Annotated in this window: 22 protein-coding genes; 13 read left to right on the top strand and 9 right to left on the bottom strand. The window is 52.4% G+C overall.

All coding sequences use genetic code 11. The features are described 5' to 3' along the window. Positions 1–4: 4 nt before the first annotated feature. The 6 genes from rlpA to lipA all read left to right on the top strand — a co-directional run bounded on the left by rlpA (position 5) and on the right by lipA (position 5,992). Entirely contained in the window at positions 5–1,117 is a 1,113-nt protein-coding gene (rlpA, locus tag HV242_RS06045) for an endolytic peptidoglycan transglycosylase RlpA (RefSeq protein WP_025204674.1), read from the top strand. 139 nt (positions 1,118–1,256) lie between these two features. Next, on the top strand, positions 1,257–2,468 hold the full coding sequence (dacA, locus tag HV242_RS06040) for a D-alanyl-D-alanine carboxypeptidase DacA (protein WP_014169116.1): 1,212 nt from the start codon (positions 1,257–1,259) through the stop codon (positions 2,466–2,468). Between the two features lie 105 nt (positions 2,469–2,573). Next, positions 2,574–2,837 carry a DUF493 family protein YbeD gene (gene ybeD / locus HV242_RS06035; protein ID WP_003858718.1) on the top strand — a complete coding sequence of 88 codons (264 nt, stop codon included), beginning with the start codon at positions 2,574–2,576 and terminating at the stop codon, positions 2,835–2,837. A gap of 95 nt (positions 2,838–2,932) precedes the next feature. Next, on the top strand, positions 2,933–3,574 hold the full coding sequence (gene lipB / locus HV242_RS06030) for a lipoyl(octanoyl) transferase LipB (protein ID WP_020885000.1): 642 nt from the start codon (positions 2,933–2,935) through the stop codon (positions 3,572–3,574). Between the two features lie 291 nt (positions 3,575–3,865). Then, positions 3,866–4,819, top strand: coding sequence for a YbeF family transcriptional regulator (locus HV242_RS06025; protein WP_020885001.1), 954 nt, complete (start codon positions 3,866–3,868; stop codon positions 4,817–4,819). 207 nt (positions 4,820–5,026) lie between these two features. Further along, a complete protein-coding gene (lipA, locus tag HV242_RS06020; RefSeq protein ID WP_014169113.1) occupies positions 5,027–5,992 on the top strand; it encodes a lipoyl synthase in 966 nt (321 codons plus the stop codon). A gap of 81 nt (positions 5,993–6,073) precedes the next feature. Here the strand turns inward: lipA and tatE are convergent, their stop codons facing one another. Both tatE and HV242_RS06010 read right to left on the bottom strand, forming a co-directional pair. Continuing rightward, on the bottom strand, positions 6,074–6,277 hold the full coding sequence (gene tatE, locus HV242_RS06015; protein ID WP_014169112.1) for a twin-arginine translocase subunit TatE: 204 nt from the start codon (positions 6,275–6,277) through the stop codon (positions 6,074–6,076). Positions 6,278–6,403: 126 nt separating this feature from the next. Then, the gene (locus tag HV242_RS06010; RefSeq protein ID WP_047357100.1) at positions 6,404–7,192 is read right to left on the bottom strand and encodes a deaminated glutathione amidase; all 789 of its coding nucleotides are present in this window, start codon (positions 7,190–7,192) and stop codon (positions 6,404–6,406) included. A gap of 67 nt (positions 7,193–7,259) precedes the next feature. On the opposite strand from HV242_RS06010, the gene crcB reads away from it, so the two are divergent. Beyond that, entirely contained in the window at positions 7,260–7,643 is a 384-nt protein-coding gene (gene crcB, locus HV242_RS06005) for a fluoride efflux transporter CrcB (protein WP_014169110.1), read from the top strand. Positions 7,644–7,862: 219 nt separating this feature from the next. Here the strand turns inward: crcB and cspE are convergent, their stop codons facing one another. Together cspE and pagP are read right to left on the bottom strand one after the other, a co-directional pair. Next, complete coding sequence (gene cspE, locus HV242_RS06000) at positions 7,863–8,072, bottom strand: transcription antiterminator/RNA stability regulator CspE (protein ID WP_002439184.1); 210 nt, start codon at positions 8,070–8,072, stop codon at positions 7,863–7,865. A gap of 190 nt (positions 8,073–8,262) precedes the next feature. Next, complete coding sequence (gene pagP / locus HV242_RS05995) at positions 8,263–8,880, bottom strand: lipid IV(A) palmitoyltransferase PagP (protein WP_014169108.1); 618 nt, start codon at positions 8,878–8,880, stop codon at positions 8,263–8,265. A gap of 495 nt (positions 8,881–9,375) precedes the next feature. On the opposite strand from pagP, the gene dcuC reads away from it, so the two are divergent. Together dcuC and rna are read left to right on the top strand one after the other, a co-directional pair. Further along, positions 9,376–10,743, top strand: coding sequence for an anaerobic C4-dicarboxylate transporter DcuC (gene dcuC / locus HV242_RS05990; protein WP_020885003.1), 1,368 nt, complete (start codon positions 9,376–9,378; stop codon positions 10,741–10,743). Positions 10,744–10,837: 94 nt separating this feature from the next. Next, complete coding sequence (gene rna, locus HV242_RS05985) at positions 10,838–11,647, top strand: ribonuclease I (RefSeq protein ID WP_020885004.1); 810 nt, start codon at positions 10,838–10,840, stop codon at positions 11,645–11,647. Here the strand turns inward: rna and HV242_RS05980 are convergent. Further along, positions 11,641–12,258: a flavin reductase family protein gene (locus HV242_RS05980; protein WP_025204679.1), complete on the bottom strand. Its 618-nt coding sequence runs from the start codon at positions 12,256–12,258 to the stop codon at positions 11,641–11,643. The genes rna and HV242_RS05980 overlap by 7 nt on opposite strands. A gap of 89 nt (positions 12,259–12,347) precedes the next feature. Continuing rightward, on the bottom strand, positions 12,348–13,178 hold the full coding sequence (locus HV242_RS05975; RefSeq protein WP_020885006.1) for an alpha/beta fold hydrolase: 831 nt from the start codon (positions 13,176–13,178) through the stop codon (positions 12,348–12,350). A 254-nt stretch (positions 13,179–13,432) separates the two neighbouring features. Between HV242_RS05975 and rnk the strand changes: the two genes are divergently transcribed. Together rnk and yldA are read left to right on the top strand one after the other, a co-directional pair. After that, positions 13,433–13,843 carry a nucleoside diphosphate kinase regulator gene (rnk, locus tag HV242_RS05970; RefSeq protein WP_014169101.1) on the top strand — a complete coding sequence of 137 codons (411 nt, stop codon included), beginning with the start codon at positions 13,433–13,435 and terminating at the stop codon, positions 13,841–13,843. Between the two features lie 137 nt (positions 13,844–13,980). After that, a complete protein-coding gene (gene yldA, locus HV242_RS24390) occupies positions 13,981–14,070 on the top strand; it encodes a small membrane protein YldA (RefSeq protein ID WP_271661446.1) in 90 nt (29 codons plus the stop codon). Between the two features lie 9 nt (positions 14,071–14,079). Here the strand turns inward: yldA and HV242_RS05965 are convergent, their stop codons facing one another. Beyond that, positions 14,080–15,318: a zinc-dependent alcohol dehydrogenase gene (locus HV242_RS05965; RefSeq protein ID WP_047357099.1), complete on the bottom strand. Its 1,239-nt coding sequence runs from the start codon at positions 15,316–15,318 to the stop codon at positions 14,080–14,082. Positions 15,319–15,498: 180 nt separating this feature from the next. Here HV242_RS05965 and uspG point away from each other — a divergent pair, with 180 nt between their 5' ends. Then, on the top strand, positions 15,499–15,927 hold the full coding sequence (gene uspG, locus HV242_RS05960; protein WP_020885008.1) for a universal stress protein UspG: 429 nt from the start codon (positions 15,499–15,501) through the stop codon (positions 15,925–15,927). A gap of 59 nt (positions 15,928–15,986) precedes the next feature. Here uspG and ahpF read toward each other — a convergent pair whose 3' ends face one another. Both ahpF and ahpC read right to left on the bottom strand, forming a co-directional pair. Next, positions 15,987–17,552: an alkyl hydroperoxide reductase subunit F gene (gene ahpF, locus HV242_RS05955; protein ID WP_032681429.1), complete on the bottom strand. Its 1,566-nt coding sequence runs from the start codon at positions 17,550–17,552 to the stop codon at positions 15,987–15,989. Positions 17,553–17,727: 175 nt separating this feature from the next. Beyond that, complete coding sequence (gene ahpC, locus HV242_RS05950) at positions 17,728–18,291, bottom strand: alkyl hydroperoxide reductase subunit C (protein WP_008501015.1); 564 nt, start codon at positions 18,289–18,291, stop codon at positions 17,728–17,730. Positions 18,292–18,930: 639 nt separating this feature from the next. Here ahpC and citR point away from each other — a divergent pair. Beyond that, entirely contained in the window at positions 18,931–19,830 is a 900-nt protein-coding gene (citR, locus tag HV242_RS05945; protein WP_050737394.1) for a DNA-binding transcriptional repressor CitR, read from the top strand. Positions 19,831–19,916: the final 86 nt, after the last annotated feature.

Here is a 19,916-nt window from a genome sequence, read left to right as displayed (position 1 = left end):
CGGAATGCGTAAGCAGTGGCTGGGGATCTGCATTGCGGCAAGTTTACTTGCGGCCTGCACAAGTGATGATGGTCAGCAACAGGCAACCGTCGCGCCGCCGCAGCCTGCGGTTTGTAATGGCCCGATCGTTGAAATCAGCGGTGCCGATCCCGTTTATGAACCGCTCAATGCCAGCGCGAATCAGGATTACGAGCGCGACGGCAAAAGCTACAAAATTGTTCAGGATCCCTCCCGCTTTAGCCAGGCTGGCTTTGCCGCCATTTATGATGCCGAGCCAGGCAGCAACCTGACGGCGACCGGCGAAGCGTTCGATCCGATGCAACTGACGGCGGCTCACCCGACCCTGCCTGTCCCGAGCTACGCCCGTATCACCAACCTGGCGAATGGTCGTATGATCGTGGTACGCATTAACGATCGTGGTCCCTACGGTAACGACCGGGTGATCTCCCTGTCACGCGCGGCTGCAGACCGCCTGAACACCTCGAACAATACCAAAGTCCGTATTGACCCGATTATCGTGGCGCAGGATGGCACCCTCTCCGGGCCAGGTACCGCGTGTACGACGGTGGCGAAACAGACTTACGCCCTTCCTGACCGCCCGAACCTGGACGGCGGCATGGGAAGCGTCTCTTCTCCGGCAGAGCCTTCTCAGCCAGCAGGAGAAGTGCGCCCAATCAGCAATGATACGTTGCAGAGCGAAGACACGACGGGTGCGCCGGTAAAGAGTAGCGGCTTCCTTGGCGCGCCGACCACGTTAGCCACCGGCGTGCTGGAAGGCAGCGAACCAACGCCAGCACCGGCTCCTGTTGCCGCTCCTGCCACAGAGCCTGCGCCCGTAACGGCTCCGGCGACGGCGCAAAGCACACCGGTTGCGGCTCCAGCGGCGGCCAGTGGCGGCTTTGTGGTTCAGGTTGGGGCGGTAAGCGATCAGGCCCGTGCGCAGCAGTATCAACAGCGTCTGAGCCAGCAGTTTGGTGTTCCGGGACGCGTTGCGCAAAACGGCGCAGTATGGCGTATTCAGATGGGGCCGTTTGCCAGCAAATCGCAGGCAGCGTCTCTGCAGCAGCGCCTGCAAAATGAAGCCCAACTACAATCATTTATCGCTGTAGCGAAATAATGAACTGGCGGTATCCAAAGTGTCAATTTGTGTAAAACACATTCACAAACTCATGCTTAAAGTCGGATGCCTGCCTGAATAGCATTTGCTATAGTAAGGCACTTTTTTTAATTCCATCACGGATGTCGTTGTTCTGACCATGAAGACCACTTTTTCTGCTCGTTTTGTGCAGCGCATGGCGCTGACCACGGCCCTTTGCGCAACTGCTCTCTCTGCAGCTCACGCCGATGACCTGAATATCAAGACCATGATCCCTGGCGTTCCGCAAATCGACGCGGAATCGTATATCCTGATCGACTACAACTCTGGCAAAGTGCTGGCTGAACAGAATGCCGACGCCCGCCGCGATCCGGCCAGCCTGACCAAAATGATGACCAGCTACGTTATCGGCCAGGCCATGAAAGCAGGGAAGTTCAAAGAAACGGATCTGGTCACCATCGGTAACGATGCGTGGGCAACCGGCAACCCGGTATTTAAAGGTTCATCATTGATGTTCCTGAAACCGGGCATGCAGGTTCCTGTTTCTCAGCTGATCCGTGGTATTAACCTGCAATCCGGTAACGATGCGTGCGTGGCAATGGCCGATTTCGCCGCGGGAAGCCAGGATGCCTTCGTCGGTCTGATGAACAGCTACGTCACCGCGCTGGGTCTGAAGAACAGCCATTTCCAGACCGTACATGGTCTGGACGCAGATGGTCAGTACAGCTCCGCACGTGATATGGCGTTGATTGGTCAGGCGCTGATCCGTGACGTGCCGAACGAATACTCCATCTATAAAGAGAAAGAGTTCACCTTCAACGGTATCCGTCAGACCAACCGTAACGGCCTGCTGTGGGATAACAGCCTGAACGTTGACGGCATCAAAACTGGCCATACCGATAAAGCTGGCTACAACCTGGTTGCTTCTGCCACCGAAGGTCAGATGCGTCTGATCTCTGCCGTGATGGGCGGTCGTACCTTCAAAGGTCGTGAGACAGAAAGCAAGAAACTGCTGACCTGGGGCTTCCGTTTCTTCGAAACCGTGAACCCGCTGAAAGCCGGTAAAGAGTTTGCTTCTGAGCCAGTCTGGTTCGGTGATAACGACCGTGCTTCCCTTGGCGTGGATAAAGATCTGTACCTGACCATTCCTCGTGGTCGCATGAAAGATCTGAAAGCCAGCTACGTGCTGAACACCACTGAGCTGCACGCGCCACTGCAGAAAAACCAGGTGGTAGGCACCATCAACTTCCAGCTGGATGGTAAAACCATCGATCAGCGTCCGCTGGTTGTTCTGCAAGAAATCCCGGAAGGCAATTTCTTCGGCAAAATCATTGATTACATTAAATTGATGTTCCATCACTGGTTTGGCTAAAAATTGAACACTTGAAAGTGTGATTTTGATCCCCATATACTAGATATCCTGATAACTCCCACCTGTCGTGGGAGTTATTCTTTTTGACGTTACGCCGGAGCTGACATGAAAACCAAACTTAACGAACTGCTTGAATTCCCTACCCCGTTTACCTACAAAGTAATGGGTCTGGCGAAACCTGAGCTGGTTGATCAGGTGGTTGAAGTGGTACAGCGCCATGCGCCGGGTGACTACTCTCCGTCAGTAAAACCAAGCAGCAAGGGCAACTACCACTCGGTATCCATTACCATTACCGCAACCCACATTGAGCAGGTTGAGACGCTGTACGAAGAGCTCGGCAATATCGAAATTGTTCGTATGGTGCTGTAGTCCCTCTGCGGTTACCCGGTTTGCCGGGTAACCCACCTCCCCGCTTGTGATATACTCTCCCTCACCTTTTGTCCCTCGTCTTCGGAGACGTCCTTTTGTATCAGGATAAAATTCTTGTCCGTCATCTCGGGCTGCAACCTTACGAGCCTGTCTCCCAGGCCATGCATGATTTCACCGATTCACGCGATGACACCACCCCTGATGAGATCTGGCTGGTCGAACACCTGCCGGTATTTACACAGGGACAGGCGGGAAAAGCGGAACATTTATTGATGACGGGTGATATCCCGGTAATTCAAAGCGATCGCGGTGGGCAGGTCACGTACCACGGACCTGGGCAGCAGGTGATGTACGTTCTGCTGAACCTGAAGCGCAGAAAGCTCGGCGTTCGCGAACTGGTTACCCTGCTGGAACAAACCGTGGTTAACACGCTGGCGGAATACGGTATTGAAGCCCATCCGCGTGCCGATGCGCCGGGCGTCTATGTGGGAGAAAGTAAGATTTGCTCACTGGGGCTGCGTATCCGCAAGGGCTGCTCCTTCCATGGGCTGGCACTGAATATTAATATGGATCTTACCCCCTTCCAGCGCATAAACCCCTGCGGCTACGCCGGAATGGAGATGACGCAAATGCGCCAGTGGGTTGAAAGCGCAACGCCAGAGAATATTCGTCCTGTGCTTTTGAAGAACGTTTTAGCCCTACTTAACAATCCATCTTACGAATATATCACTGCTTAATATATCATGCATCATGGCTCGATTATTTGACGGGCCACTGCTTATTTACCGCTTTTACGCTTTACAATAATCCGCTTATTCTATATTTTCGAAGCGCCCGAATATTACCGCTACATATTATTTAGCCTCCAGCCAGAACTGCATACAGGGCGTAAGTAACTTGCGTGATAATCACACAACTGTTTGTTTTTGATAAACAAGTGAAACAAAACCAACACTTTACGAATCTCTACAAGCATAATAAATAAATTCAACTATCATTCATAATGTGAATGTATACGGAGTGAAAGCGTGGAGTATAATAATTTACCAGCCAAACGACTGAATGACCCAGGTGGTGAGGACAAGCCACAAATTTTTCGGACTTTACGTAATATTGATCTCAATTTGTTGACTATTTTTGAGGCAGTATATGTCCATAAGGGTATCGTTAATGCTGCGAAAATTCTTAATCTCACGCCTTCAGCAATAAGCCAGTCAATTCAAAAACTGCGCGCTATATTTCCCGACCCGTTATTTATTCGTAAGGGCCAGGGGGTTACGCCGACGGCCTACGCTACCCATCTGCATGAGTACATCAGCCAGGGGCTGGAGTCGATTCTGGGTGCGCTGGATTTAACCGGCAGCTATGACAAACAGAGAACCATCACTATCGGCTGCACCCCGTCTGTCGGCGTGCTGGTGATGCCCGCTATTTTTCAGGCGATAAAAGAGCATGTTCCCCAACTCCTGCTGCGAAATGTGCCGCTCAACGAGCCTGATATTCAGCTTGCTCAGTTTCAGACCGACCTGATTATAGAAAGCGGCAGCTTTAGCGCCCGAGCGCTCGGACAACATGTCCTGTATGCGGATAACCTGGTGCTGGTGTGCCGCCAGCAGCATCCCGCCCTGAGCGGGCCGTTGACCATTGAAAATCTGCGTAACTATGATCATTCGTCTTTCATGACCGAAGGACAGTCCAATCATGCGCTGCGTCAGCGAATCGATGAGATATTCCCGGAACGCCAGATCAGCTTCAGTAGTTACAATATGTTCACCACTGCCTCCCTGATTGGCAGCAGCGACATGCTCTGCATCATGCCTTCGCGTCTGTATACCTTGTTGCGTAAATGTTGGCCGCTGGAGAGCATTCCTCTCAACCAGCTCAATGCGGAATCTATCGAGATTTCACTGCATTACAACAAACTCAGCTTGCGCGATCCGGTGCTGGAAAACGTTATCCGCGTCATCCGCCAGGCCTTCTGACTGGTTGATACAGCACAAGCCCCTGCCCCCTGCCGGGTAAAACGCACAAAACAACAACTATTTTACAAATTGGCGACCTGGCAGGCTGCTTTACCGACCGTTTCAATGATATACTGCCTGTCGTTCGTTCAAAAATAGTTGATAAATACAACATTCCCTTGAATAGAAACGCTTTCCTTCGATATTCGCAACTGGAACACGCACGCTATGAGTAAACCCATTGTGATGGAACGCGGTGTTAAATACCGCGATGCCGATAAAATGGCCCTTATCCCGGTTAAAAACGTGGCTACAGAGCGCGAAGCGCTGTTAAGAAAACCGGAATGGATGAAAATCAAACTTCCGGCTGACTCTTCGCGTATCCAGGGGATCAAAGCGGCGATGCGCAAGAACGGCCTTCACTCCGTCTGTGAAGAAGCCTCTTGCCCGAACCTTGCTGAATGTTTCAATCACGGTACCGCGACGTTTATGATTCTGGGTGCCATCTGTACCCGCCGCTGCCCGTTCTGCGATGTGGCTCATGGCCGCCCGGTAGCGCCCGACGCTAACGAACCTCAGAAACTGGCACAGACCATCGCCGATATGGCGCTGCGTTATGTCGTTATTACCTCCGTTGACCGTGACGATCTGCGTGATGGCGGTGCTCAGCACTTCGCTGACTGCATTACCGCTATTCGCGAGAAAAGCCCGAACATCAAAATTGAGACGCTGGTTCCAGACTTCCGCGGCCGTATGGATCGCGCGCTGGACATCCTGACCGCGACGCCACCAGACGTGTTTAACCACAACCTGGAGAACGTGCCACGTCTCTACCGTCAGGTACGTCCTGGTGCGGACTATAACTGGTCTCTGAAGCTGCTGGAGCGTTTTAAAGAAGCGCATCCCCATATTCCAACCAAGTCAGGCCTGATGGTTGGTCTCGGTGAAACGAATGCTGAGATCATCGAAGTGATGCGCGATCTGCGCCGCCACGGTGTGACCATGCTGACGCTGGGACAGTATCTGCAGCCAAGCCGCCACCACCTGCCCGTGCAGCGCTACGTGAGCCCGGATGAGTTTGATGAGATGAAAGCCGAAGCGATGGCGATGGGCTTTACCCACGCAGCCTGCGGCCCATTTGTTCGCTCCTCTTACCATGCCGATATGCAGGCAAAAGGCGAAGAAGTGAAATAAGACTGTAATATTCACTTACAGTAATGCAAAAAAACCGGCCTCTTGAGCCGGTTTTTTTTCGCAAGCCCTCAGGCATTGCCGTTACTCTTTGTGAGAAAGCTTCTCTGCCGGGATGTCACCCTCGGCGCTTTTCTTCGCAGCCGCATCATCGTCGTTCATTGCTTTCTTAAAGCCTTTGATGGCGGCACCCAGGTCACCACCCAGCGTGCGTAACTTCTTGGTACCAAACAGCAGGACGACCAGTGCGGCAACCACCAGCAGTTTGGTAATACTAATCTCACCCATAGATACCTTCTTTACATAAACCAGGCTGCATTCAGCGCCAAAAACCTGATTGTATTAACGGTCATTTGACGCGTGCACACAATAGCAATCTGTAACAAGGTGAATCAAGCATTGTTGAAAAAAACATCACAATAATTGCGGTGGCGCAAACCGACGGTTGCGAAGAACCGGTAATTGCTGCCGTGCAAGCGTAATCCTCTCCCGCTGTAACTCTGTCATCAGCAAAACCGGGGCCTCCGCCGCAGCGGCTATCGTAACACCCAGCGGATCCACCACCCTGCTCTGCCCAATGTTCTTATTGCCGCACTCCCCCGAGGCCACAACATAACAGGTAGTATCCAGCGCACGCGCTGTAAGGAGCGTTGCCCAGTGATGCTCTTTAAGCGGTCCCTTGACCCACGCGGCAGGCACTACCAGCACGTCAGCCCCCTTTAACGCGAGCGTAAGAGCCAGCTCAGGAAAACGCAGGTCGTAGCAGGTCATCAACCCAATCTTAAAGCCATCGACATCAAGCAGCGGTGGGATGCTGTCTCCCGGATCCACCCGCCGTGACTCCTGAATGCTGAAGGCATCATAAAGATGGAGTTTGGCATAGCGCGCAACGACCGCGCCGTCACGGATGGCCACGAGGGTATTTACCGCCCGTCCCGCCGTCGAGGGGACATGCACCGTAAGGAGGGTGGTCAAACGATTGCCCGCACTTTCCGCCAGCAGGTGCTGTAAAAATCCGCCGTCCAGAGGCTGGGCAGACTTCACCGACAGGTCCGGGTCGTGGTCATCTCTTGCCAGCAGCGCCTCCGGCAGCACCAGCAAGGATGCTTCTTTCAGGCGGGCCTGCCTCATCAGAGAGACACATTTATCTGCATTCTCTTGCCAGTCAGGCGTAACCGCAAACTGTCCTACCGCAACATACATATTTGTCCCCTCAGCAAAAACCGCGTTAAACTCGCCACTCTTACACATCAAATAGCAGGTATTTACAGTGTTACAACTACTTTTAGCCGTTTTTATTGGTGGGGGTACGGGTAGCGTTGCGCGGTGGTTTTTGAGTATGCGTTTTAATCCCCTGCATCAGGCTATTCCAATGGGTACGCTGGCGGCTAACCTGATAGGGGCTTTCATTATTGGCGTGGGGCTGGCCTGGTTTAACCGTATGACGCATATCGATCCCGTGTGGAAGCTATTGATTACCACCGGCTTTTGCGGCGGTTTAACCACCTTCTCAACGTTCTCGGCGGAAGTGGTTTTCCTGTTTCAGGAAGGGCGTGTCGGCTGGGCGCTGATGAACATTGCGATTAATATGCTCGGCTCCTTTGCGATGACGGGGATCGCATTCTGGCTATTTTCCTCCGCCACGACGCACTAACAGACGCTGCGTTAATGTTGGCTTAATTTTTCTCTGTCACTCTGAACGCAATACTGAACGAGGGTGACAGAATGAAACAGAACCTGATGAGCGCAGGTGTGGTGTTGTTGAGCGTGCTGATCGTTGCCAGCTTCCTCAAAATGTATCTGCTTAGCTGATTCCACGCGAAAAAAACCCGCTCAGTGAGCGGGTTTTGAAATTCTTGCTGACGCGTCTGAATTACAGAGCGATTACGTTAGCAGCAGAAGGGCCTTTGGCACCGTTAGTGATTTCGAACTCTACACGCTGACCTTCAGCCAGAGTTTTGAAACCATTAGACTGGATTGCAGAGAAGTGTACGAACACGTCTTTGCTGCCATCTTCAGGAGTAATGAAACCGAATCCTTTGGACTCATTAAACCACTTAACGTTACCTTTAATCTTAGACATCAAAATTACCTTTACATTAAAAAACGACACAAATGCTGTGTCGGGTACCAGTACATCAATTGTGGGACCTTTTGTCCAGCGGTTCTTTGATAAAAAGTGACTAAAGTCGCGTTAATTTCTGCTGACGGTTTTTTATCTCAACGGAATCAACGACTGCACACTTTTTCACCAGTACGTGACGTTTTTTCAGTTAAAACTGAAAACGCATCCAGGCGAAGTAAACGTTACCGTTGTTGTATGTCCCCGGGATATAGGTCATCTGGAACGTTGCCGGACCATAGCCGATAGAGGCCAGAGGCAGCAGCACCGGAATCGGAATGTAGTTCCAGTTGTCGCGTGCGGTCACACCGGCGGTGTAGCCCAGCCCCACATGGAAGTTTTCATCGGCTAACGGACGCCAGGTTTTCTCCCAGCCATAACCCCCGATCGGTTCCCATTTGTTAAAGGAATCTTTAAAGGCCATCAGATAGATGCCATGCCAGTTCCCTTTTTCGTCCCAACGCGACTGACCAAAACCAGCCCCCCACGGGCGCTCGTTATATTTGTCAGTCTTTTCTTTGTCATAGGCAAAACGCGCATGCCACGTTATTGCCGGAACATACAGGTCATAATGCTCTGGCGCAGTCCAGGTCTGCGATACATTATCAGTGAAGGTGGAGAACCAGCCTTTATCGGTTGCATTGCTCTCGGCGTGTGCAACAGACGACAATGCTAACTGCCCAAAAATAAACAACAAAATGAGGAAAAATTTATTACGTACAATCACAATGCAATTACCATTCTTAGTATTCGAGGCAAAGTTTACCATAAAATAGTTTAATCAAAGCTTAACAGCATCAGCGTTATTCCTAATTAATCAGCGTCTTCCTGGGAATATTCTGAGAGGAACATACCTTCACGCCATAATAAGCACATAAAAAGTAAGTCTTTATTAGACTTTAATACACTGGACAACCTCACCAACGCCAGCAATGACGGTCTCCAGGGCCCGTTCCGGAGGGCTGCCGGCAGCCATTAAAAACTCAATTCCCAAAGGGTTTTTGCCTTTTCTTTCTGCGGCGAATTTAAACCCACAAAATATTTAACAACCCATTATCATTTGATTGACATATAGTAATATCTATACCGGTCAATATGCGCATGAGATAAATGCCGGGGCGATGGCAAAAATGCCGTTAATATCTTCTTTAGTAGTCTGTTTATTGATTTTAATCAGCAAGGACAGAACATTAATTCGGCACATTTCATCCTTCTTTTTTATTGATTATTTGTGCTCTCGGGCAGCAAGGACACAGGGGAAACCATGCTTACGTTTATCGAGCTCCTTATCGGAGTCGTCGTCATTGTCGGTGTAGCGCGCTACATCATTAAAGGTTACTCGGCCACAGGGGTGTTATTTGTCGGCGGGCTAACCCTGCTCATTATCAGCGCCATCATGGGCCATCAGGTGTTACCGGCCAGCGCAGACAGTACGGGCTACACCGCCACTGACATTGTTGAATACATTAAAATCCTGCTCATGAGCCGCGGTGGCGACCTGGGTATGATGATCATGATGCTGTGCGGTTTTGCGGCGTACATGACCCATATCGGCGCGAATGATATGGTGGTTAAACTGGCGTCCAAACCGCTGCAGTACATTAACTCCCCCTATCTGCTGATGGTCGCGGCCTATTTCCTTGCCTGCCTGATGTCCCTCGCCGTGTCGTCCGCCACCGGTCTGGGCGTACTGTTAATGGCCACCCTGTTCCCGATTATGGTTAACGTCGGTATCAGCCGCGGCGCGGCCGCCGCGATTTGCGCCTCGCCGGCCGCCATTATTCTTTCCCCCACCTCCGGTGATGTCGTGCTCGCAGCCAAAGCCGCTGAAATGTCGCTTATCGACTTTGCGTTCAAAACCACGCTGCCCATTTCTATCGTCGCCATTGTCGGCATGGGCATCGCGCACTTCTTCTGGCAGCGTTATCTCGATAAGAAGGAGAACATCAGCCACGAGATGCTGGACGTGAGTGAAATCACCACCACCGCGCCGGCGTTTTATGCCATTCTGCCGTTCACACCTATTATTGGCGTGCTTATTTTTGACGGTAAATGGGGCCCGCAGCTGCACATCATCACCATTCTGGTGATCTGCATGCTGCTGGCCGCCCTGCTGGAGTTTGTGCGTGGGTTTAACACGCAGAAAGTCTTCTCGGGTCTGGAAGTGGCCTATCGCGGTATGGCGGATGCGTTTGCAGGGGTCGTTATGCTGCTGGTTGCAGCAGGCGTCTTCGCCCAGGGTCTGAGCACCATCGGCTTTATTCAGAGCCTGATTTCCATCGCCACCTCGTTCGGCTCGGCCAGTATTATCCTGATGCTGGTTCTGGTGGTGCTGACCATGCTGGCCGCCATGACCACCGGTTCAGGTAACGCGCCGTTCTACGCCTTCGTTGAGATGATCCCGAAACTGGCTCACTCCTCAGGCATTAACCCGGCCTATCTCTCCATCCCCATGCTGCAGGCGTCAAACCTCGGTCGCACCATTTCGCCGGTATCGGGAGTAGTCGTAGCCGTTGCCGGGATGGCAAAAATCTCGCCTTTCGAAGTGATCAAACGCACCTCCGTCCCCGTGATTGTGGGGCTGATTATCGTGATTATTGCCACGCAGGTGCTGGTACCCGGCGCAGCTTAAGCTAAATTCCTGATATCCAGAAAGCGCCTGCGGGCGCTTTTTGTGCTTTAATAATTTCCAGAAATTATTCATGCTCATTCGATCAGGAAATCACATGTTCAGGAAGGATATCGTTATTCCGTCTGGCGCAATCGCGCTGGCACTCTGTGTATTCTCCGCACAGGCCGACCCACTCAAGGCAACGCAGTATGGCGATTTCGATCGCTACGTTCTGGCTCTTTCCTGGCAAACCGGGTTCTGCCAGAGCATGGCCGACCGTAACCGCAACGAGCCCGAAGAGTGCCGTTTACAAAAAGAGAGTGATAACAAAACCGATTTTCTGACCGTGCACGGATTATGGCCGGGGCTGCCAAAATCTGTTGCCGCACGGGGTGTGGATGAACGTCGCTGGATGCGTTTTGGCTGCGCGACCCGTCCAATCCCGAACATGCCGGAGGTGAAGGCCAGCCGCAAATGCGCTGCCGCCGAAACCGGACTGTCGCTTTCAGGTGCTGCGAAGCTGAACAGCGTTATGCCAGGTGCTGGCGGTAACTCCTGCCTGGAACGCTACGAATATGCCAAACACGGCGTATGCTTTGGTTTTGATCCTGACGCGTATTTCGGCACAATGGTGCGCATGAATCAGGAGATAAAAAACAGCGCGGTCGGCAAGTTCCTCGCCGATAACTATGGAAAAACCGTAAGCCGCAGCGATTTTGACAGCGCCGTGGCCAAGGGCTGGGGCAAGGAGAATGTCAAAGCGTTCAAACTTACCTGTAATGGCAACCCGTCCTACCTGACCGAAATGCAGATCTCACTGAAGGCAGACACCATTAATAACCCGCTTTCTGCAACCTCATTTGCTCCGCAGCCACACCCGGGTAACTGCGGAAAACAATTCGTCATTGATAAAGCCGGTCACTGATTGACGATTGGTCGGGTCATGTCAAACCGGTGCTCGTCACTGATGCCATAGTAAGCCGTCGGCCCACCCGCACGCAGGATGGGCTGCGCTTTCGCCGTCTGATAAATCCCCTCTTCCAGCAACGTTTCGGCGATGTGAATACCCACCACTTCGCCGAGCACCAGCCAGGTATCAACCGGTGTGCCGTCGGCCCCGGTAAGCTGAATACACTGCGACAGGCGACACTCAAAGTTAACCGGGCTTTCTGCCACCCGCGGGGCGTTCACCAGCTGGCTGGCCGCTGGCGTTAATCCCGCAAAGGTAAATTCATTTTCATCGTGGGGAAGCATCGCCGAGGTCGCATTCATCGCTTCAGCCAGATCGCGCGTCGCCAGGTTCCAGACAAACTCGCCGGTTTCGGTAATATTACGCACGCTGTCTTTCCAGCCGTTGCTGGAAAAACCGATGATGGGCGGACGATAGTTAAAGCAGTTAAAGAAGCTATACGGCGCGAGATTCAGCTGACCGGCGTTGTCGCACGAGGAGATCCAGCCAATCGGGCGTGGGCCAATAATCGCGTTCAGTGGGTCATGCGGCAGGCCGTGTCCCAGAGAAGGTTGATAGAAATACATAGTGCTCTCTTAATGGTGGGGCAGACACGAATTGCGTTTCGCTCAGTACCCTGGATCAGGACACTCAGCGTAACGCAATCCGCCAGGAATTAAGACTGAATAAATTTCAGCAAATCGTCATTGATCTGGTGCTTATGCGTGGTGCATATGCCGTGAGAACCCCCGGCATAGACCTTCAGTTCAGCGTTCGGCAGGATCTCTGCAGCCACCCGACCACAGGTCTCGATCGGGACTATCTGGTCGTCGTCGCCGTGGATCACCAGCGTCGGGATAGTCATCTTTTTCAGATCTTCACGCAGATCGGTTTCAGAGAACGCTTTTACGCAGTCATACAGCGCCTTGATCGACCCCTGAAGCCCCTGCTCAACGAAGCTCTCCCGCACCGCTTTGGACTCTTTCGCCCCCGGGCGGTTATAGCCATAAAACGCCTCGGTCAGCGCATAGAAGAAAGCTGCGCGATCGTTAATCACGCCTTCCCGAATACCATCAAACACCTCTTTCGGCACACCGTTCGGGTTGAAATCGGTTTTGATCATAATCGGTGTCACGGCACCAATAAGTACCGCTTTCGCCACGCGATCCGTACCATGGCGACCAATATAGCGCGCCACTTCGCCACCGCCGGTTGAATGCCCCACGTGAACAGCGTCTTTCAGATTCAGACGCGCCGTCAGCTCAGCCAGGTCGTCGGCGTACTGATCCATATTGTGCCCATCCCACGGCTGCGCTGAGCGGCCATGTCCGCGGCGGTCATGTGCAATTACGCGAAATCCTTTTGATCCCAGGTATAACATTTGGTCTTCAAAGGCATCCGCCGTCAGCGGCCAGCCGTGGCTAAACACCACGGGTTGCCCGCTTCCCCAGTCTTTAAAATATAAATAACTGCCGTCTTTCAACGTAATTTTGTCGTAATCGCTCATGAGATCTCCTGAGAAGAAACACTGAATGCGGATAGTCGCCCGCAGGGGGCGCTTAAAAAGAATAATGCAAATTGGCAAGGGAGCACGTTTTTCACCGAAAATTCATATGACCCATGAATGTGACCTGTATCACTTCAAAGTTGTGCGCTCAGCCAGTATCATCAGAAGAGTTAAACCCTCGCTGCCAGACGGCGAGGGTTTTCTTTTGGATTGGTTTCTGCGTTACACGCAGCATTAACGACATGGAGTAAAAAATGTCCAGACCCACCATTATCATCAATGAGCTTGACGCAGAACGTATTGACAGACTGCTGGAAAAAGCAGAATTCGCTTCGCTTCCGGTGGCTGACGCCCTGAATGAAGAGCTTGACCGGGCGCAGATGTGCACGCCTGAATCCATGCCGCACGACGTGGTCACCATGAACAGCCGGGTTAAATTCCGTAACCTGGCCACCGGTGAAGAGCTGACCCGAACGCTGGTCTACCCGGCGCAGATGACCGACAGCAGTGCACAGCTTTCGGTCCTTGCTCCTGTGGGTGCCGCGCTTCTTGGTCTGCGTACGGGAGACACTATCAACTGGGCGTTGCCGGGCGGTGCTGCGGCGCATCTGGAAGTGCTGGAGCTGCTCTACCAGCCAGAAGCCGCGGGCGACTACCTGCGTTAACCCCATCTGAACAAACGCTCCCGCGTTGCACAGAGGATGCACCCGCATCCTCTTTCCGCAAATTCACCCGATTATCCTATATCGCCCGAAAACCCCTTAACCCACGCTTAATCTGTTTGGGTGCCGCGGGGACGGTCATGAGTGAGATAGTTGTTATCACACTTATTTTTCTCATTATTCTGGCGATCATCGTCATGGCGGTGCTTTATCTTGAGCGTCATCGGTAAGCGATAATCTCACACCACCCCACCAGGGAAAGCATTGACCAGGCCTTTCACCTGCTGTGCCGCCGCGTCAGGCGTTTCCGCCCCCGGCACCAGAATGACCTTGCGGCACTCCTCCTCCCGTTTTTCGAAAATCTTGTAGGCGCGTTCCGCATCCGCCAGCGGCAGATAGTGGGTCACAATCTCCTCCGGCGTAAGCAGCCCTTTTTCGATAAGCGGCAGCAACTCGCCCAGCCAGGCGTGGACGTGTGTCTGCCCCATCCTGAAACTCAGCCCTTTATCGAAGGCATCGCCAAACAGGAAGCCGTGAATAAACCCGGCGTAAACGCCAGGGACGCTGACAACGCCGCCGCGCCGGACAGCCGCGATACACTGACGCAGCGCTTTGCCGCTGCTGCCTTCAATTTTAAGGTTGCTGAGGATTGTTTCCGTGGTGCTGCCTTTGGCTTCGAACCCGACGGCATCAATCACCGCATCGACACCACGCTGGCCGGCAGTTTGCTCAATGATTTTTTCGGCGGCATCGCTATCATCATCAAAGTTGACAGGGATTGCGCCGTAGCGCGCCTGAGCGAATCGCAGGCGATACGGGTGGTGGTCAATGACGAAGATCTGTTCCGCCCCGAGCAACCGCGCGCAGGCAATGGTCAGCAACCCCACCGGCCCGGCGCCGAACACGGCCACGCTCGATCCTTTCTCGATCTGCGCATTTTTTGCCGCCTGCCAGGCGGTGGGTAAAATATCTGACAGGAACAGCGCTTTGTCATCGGACAACAGCGGCGGCACCTTGAACGGCCCAACGTTCCCCTTCGGTACGCGAACATATTCCGCCTGGCCTCCCGGCACGCCGCCGTAAAGATGGCTATAGCCAAACAGCGCGGCTGGCGCGGGAATTTGCTTTTTGTTCAGCGCGGCGCCCTGCCCGGCGTTGGTCGTCTCGCAGGCCGCGTATTGCTGCAGACGGCAGAAGAAACAGTCACCGCAGGCAATCACAAACGGGATAACCACGCGATCGCCCTTCTGTAAATTCTTCACCTCCCTGCCGCACTCAACGATTTCCCCCATAAATTCATGACCAAAAATATCGCCGTGTTGCACCTTCGGGATTTTGCCGCGATAGAGATGCAGATCGGACCCGCAAATCGCCGTAGCCGTGACCCGCAGAATAATATCGTCTGGCTGTTCAATGATGGGATCGGGGACATTCTCGACGCGAACATGATGTGGGCCGTGATACGTGAGTGCTTTCATGCAACCTCCGAAAGGATCCAGGACAGTGTATAAAGGGTAGCTACCCCAGAAGACTTGCCCGTGATGACGGATCTTTTGAGATTTTTCCTGGCGAGATCAAAAAGTGGCGCCGCGCTTACAGAAACCATTCATATTTTGTGGTTGAATGAATTCAGCGTTTATAAACAAGGAGAAACGGGTATGTATCAGACAATCATTATGCCGGTTGATGTTTTCGAGATGGAGCTGAGCGACAAGGCCGTACGCCACGCGGAGTTCCTGGCGCAGCAGGACGGGATCATCCATCTTTTACACGTGTTACCGGGTTCCGCCAGCCTGAGTCTGCACCGCTTTGCCGCCGATGTACGTCGCTTCGAAGAGCATCTTCAGCACGAAGCTGAAAATCGTCTACAAACCATGGTCGGGCATTTCAGCATCGACCCTTCACGGATCAAAACTCACGTCAGGTTCGGCAGCGTGCGGGATGCCGTTAATGAACTGGCCAATGAACTGAAAGCAGACGTCGTGGTGATCGGTTCCCGTAATCCTTCCATTACCACCCACCTGCTGGGCTCTAACGCGTCGAGCGTGATCCGCCACACCCACATTCCGGTGATGGTCGTCAGGTAAAAAAAAGAGGCCACCTTTCGGTGGCCTCTTGCTGTTGCAGGTGTAGTCTTGCTTTCTTTTTATGCCGTTTTGGTGCGAATCAGATAATCGAACGAGCTCAGAGACGCTTTCGCCCCTTCACCGGTGGCAATGATGATCTGTTTGTACGGAACCGTGGTGCAGTCCCCTGCCGCGAACACCCCTTTCACGCTGGTTTCGCATTTCGCATCGATAATAATTTCGCCCATGCGGTTGCGCTCAATCGCGCCGTCCAGCCAGGTGGTGTTTGGCAACAGACCAATCTGTACGAAGATCCCCGCCAGCGCCACGCTATGCACGTCACCGCTCACGCGGTCGCGGTATTCCAGACCGGTCACTTTGCTGCCGTCACCTTTCACTTCCGTGGTCTGCGCATTCAGCACGATATCGACGTTTTTCAGGCTACGCACTTTGTCCTGCAGCACCTGGTCCGCTTTCATTTCTGGGGCGAACTCCAGCAGGGTGACGTGTTCAACGATACCCGCCAGGTCAATCGCCGCTTCCACACCGGAGTTACCGCCGCCGATCACCGCCACGCGTTTACCTTTAAACAGCGGGCCGTCGCAGTGCGGGCAGTAGGTGACGCCTTTGGTGCGATACTGATCTTCACCCGGGACGTTCATGTTGCGCCATTTGGCGCCGGTGGCAATGATAATGCTGCGCGCTTTCAGCACCGCGCCGGAGGCGGTTTCAATCTGGTGTAACCCCCCTTCAACCGCGGCCGGAACCAGCTTGCTGGCGCTCTGGCTGTCGATCACATCCACTTCATAATCGCTGACGTGCGCCTTCAGTGCGCCAGCCAGTTTCTGGCCTTCGGTCTTCGGCACAGAGATGTAGTTTTCGATATCCACGGTGTCGAGCACCTGGCCACCGAAGCGTTCGCCCATCAGGCCGGTACGAATGCCTTTACGGGCGGAGTAAACCGCCGCCGCCGCGCCCGCCGGGCCGGAGCCGACAATCAGAACATCATACGCGTCACGTTTGTTCAGCGCTTCTGCCGCACGTTTTTCGGCACCCGTGTCCACTTTGGCAACGATTTCGGTCAGCGTCATACGGCCCTGGCCAAACTCCTGACCGTTCATAAAGACCGCCGGAACGCCCATGACGTTACGGTCGGTGATTTCGTTCTGGAACGTACCGCCGTCAATCGCCGTATGCTTAATGCGCGGGTTCAGCACCGACATCAGGTTCAGCGCCTGCACCACGTCCGGGCAGTTATGGCAGGAGAGTGAGTAATAGGTTTCAAACTCAAAATCGCCGTCAATGTCGCGGATCTGCTCGAGCAGCGCCTGCGCCTCTTTTGACGGATGACCTCCGGTCCACAGCAGTGCCAGCACCAGCGAGGTAAATTCGTGGCCCAGTGGAGAACCGGCAAAACGCGGCCCCTGGTCAGAACCCGGATTGGTGATCAGGAAGGAAGGCTTGCGCACCGCCAGACCGTTATCTTCTTTGAAGGTCACGTTCGGTGACAGTTCGGCGATCTCTGCCAGCAGTTCCTTGATCTCTGCCGATTTAGCGCTGTCGTCCAGCGTGGCAATCAGCTCAACAGGTTTGGTCAGTTTCTCAAGGTAGGCCTTGAGCTGGGTTTTCATATTGGTGTCGAGCATTGTTCTTCCCTCTCTAAAAACGTCATCATGCAAGCTGCCTTATTCGGGCGGCCTGAATGCAACTTGCATCATGGTGCTGGAATAAAATGGGCGCGGGCGCGCCCATTACGACTGTCATTTCCGGAGCCTGTCGCGTCAGAGCAGGCGATGCTCTGCGCGAAAGACGGCGGGAAACTTAGATTTTGCCAACCAGGTCTAAAGACGGTGCCAGAGTCGCTTCGCCTTCTTTCCATTTCGCCGGGCAAACTTCACCTGGGTGAGAAGCAACGTACTGCGCCGCTTTCACTTTACGCAGGAGGTCAGAAGCATCACGGCCGATACCTTCAGCGGTAACTTCGATTGCCTGGATAATGCCCTGCGGGTCAACAACGAAGGTAGCACGGTCAGCCAGGCCTTCATCTTCACGCATGTTGTCGAAGTTACGGGTCAGGGCGCCAGTCGGGTCGCCGATCATCGCGTATTTGATTTTCGCGATGGTTTCAGAGCTGCTGTGCCATGCTTTGTGGGTGAAGTGGGTGTCGGTAGAAACAGAGTAAACGTCTACGCCCAGCTTCTGCAGTTCGTCGTAATGGTCTGCAACGTCACCCAGTTCCGTCGGGCAAACGAAGGTGAAGTCAGCCGGATAGAAGAAGAAGACGCTCCAGCGGCCTTCGGTATCTTTCTCGGTCACTTCGATGAATTCACCGTTTTTGAACGCCTGGTTTTTGAAAGGTTTAATTTTGGTATTAATCAAAGACATCTGTACTTCCTCCGTGTTTTCGTTGAGATGTAAGGTAACCAACTTTCGCCGGGTGGGCTAATGCGTTTGCTTTATCAAATCAATCAGCCATACCTAACAACCCGAACAAGACAACGTGATGAACTGAATTAACGAAAAGCCAAAAGTAAAAAGGCCGCCCTGGTGGGCGGCCCTGATACCTGAACTTTCCACAGGAACTTTCAGTGCCAGCAATTGCTGGCGTTGCGTTGCGCTCTACATACCTCATATCAAGGCCGTAACAGCGCCTTGATTACAACACCCGCACAGCGCGAGGGCAATGCACATGAGCGCCAATCGTATCTATGACTGTGATAGGTTTCATCGAACACGGTTTATCGCGCAGGAGTGAAGACGCGCCGGCGAGGATTAATAAAAATGAATGATAATTATTTGTCTATATATAATTGAGACTATTTTAATGCAAACACCCTCGCAGTTTTAGAGATAAAAATATCTTAATATTCATTGAAGCTCTATTTTATAAATCTGCCATCGTGATATATTAAGTCAACATACAACTCTAATTAAGTAAGTTAATTGCATGGATGGTAAATGATTAACTTCCTTCTATAGTTATCAGTGATGTGTTAACGCAACGCAGTCCACTCAGGATGAAACATGGCTAATCTCTACGATCTGAAAAAATTTGATCTTAATCTGCTGGTAATTTTCGAGTGTATTTATCAGCACTTAAGCATCAGCAAGGCAGCAGAAACGCTCTATATTACGCCCTCGGCGGTCAGCCAGTCGCTGCAAAGGTTGCGTAATCAGCTCAACGATCCCCTGTTCATTCGTTCCGGGAAAGGGATTACGCCCACCACGGTAGGCGTGAACCTGCACCATCATCTTGAGCAAAACCTCAACCAGCTTGAGCAGACGATTAACATCATGCATGGCTCAACGCTAAAAAAGAATTTTGTGGTGTACAGCCCGCAAATCCTGACCACCGAAAACCTGCTGGGTCCGCTTAAATTATTGATGCGTGAGCACAATTACGAGATTGAACTGCATGATATGCTGCTCTCTGCTGACTCCGCAGAGGATCTGCTGGCATACCGTAAGGCAGACTTAATTTTCTCAATGGCCCCGGTTAGTAACCGTTCAATGATTTGTGTGCCATATGCATCTTATTCCGTCCTGCTGGTCTGCAGCCAGGATCATCCGCGGATGAAAGAGGTGGCCACCATGGAAGAGCTTCAGGAAGAGAAGTTTACGATATTCCTCAGTGATGAGCCGGGCGTTAAAACCTATCAATCGATGGCAGAAAAAGTGCATGCGGAAAAGACAATCGGTTTTCGCTGTGATTCCATGTTTACGATTATTTCTATGATAAGCGCTTCTCACTTAATTGGTTACATACCCAAAGTGTTATTTGATAAATACAGTGAAGTGCTAAGACTCAAAAAAATCACTGCCCCCTTCACCCTTCCCTCGCTTGACATTTTTATGATTTATAACCGTTCGGCATTAAACAGTACGGCATTCGCGAAATTTATTAACGAAGTAACAGAAAAATAACAGCGACGGGCTGTGTCGCTCACAGCCCGTTCTCTTTGTTAATACATAATCCTGACTTATATTTTATAACGCGCTTTCGCGTTATT

Source organism: Enterobacter sp. RHBSTW-00593 (assembly GCF_013784105.1).
GTDB lineage: Bacteria > Pseudomonadota > Gammaproteobacteria > Enterobacterales > Enterobacteriaceae > Enterobacter > Enterobacter ludwigii.
The sequence above is the reverse complement of the archived record's forward strand: the minus strand, read 5'-3'. Positions and strand labels throughout refer to the sequence as shown.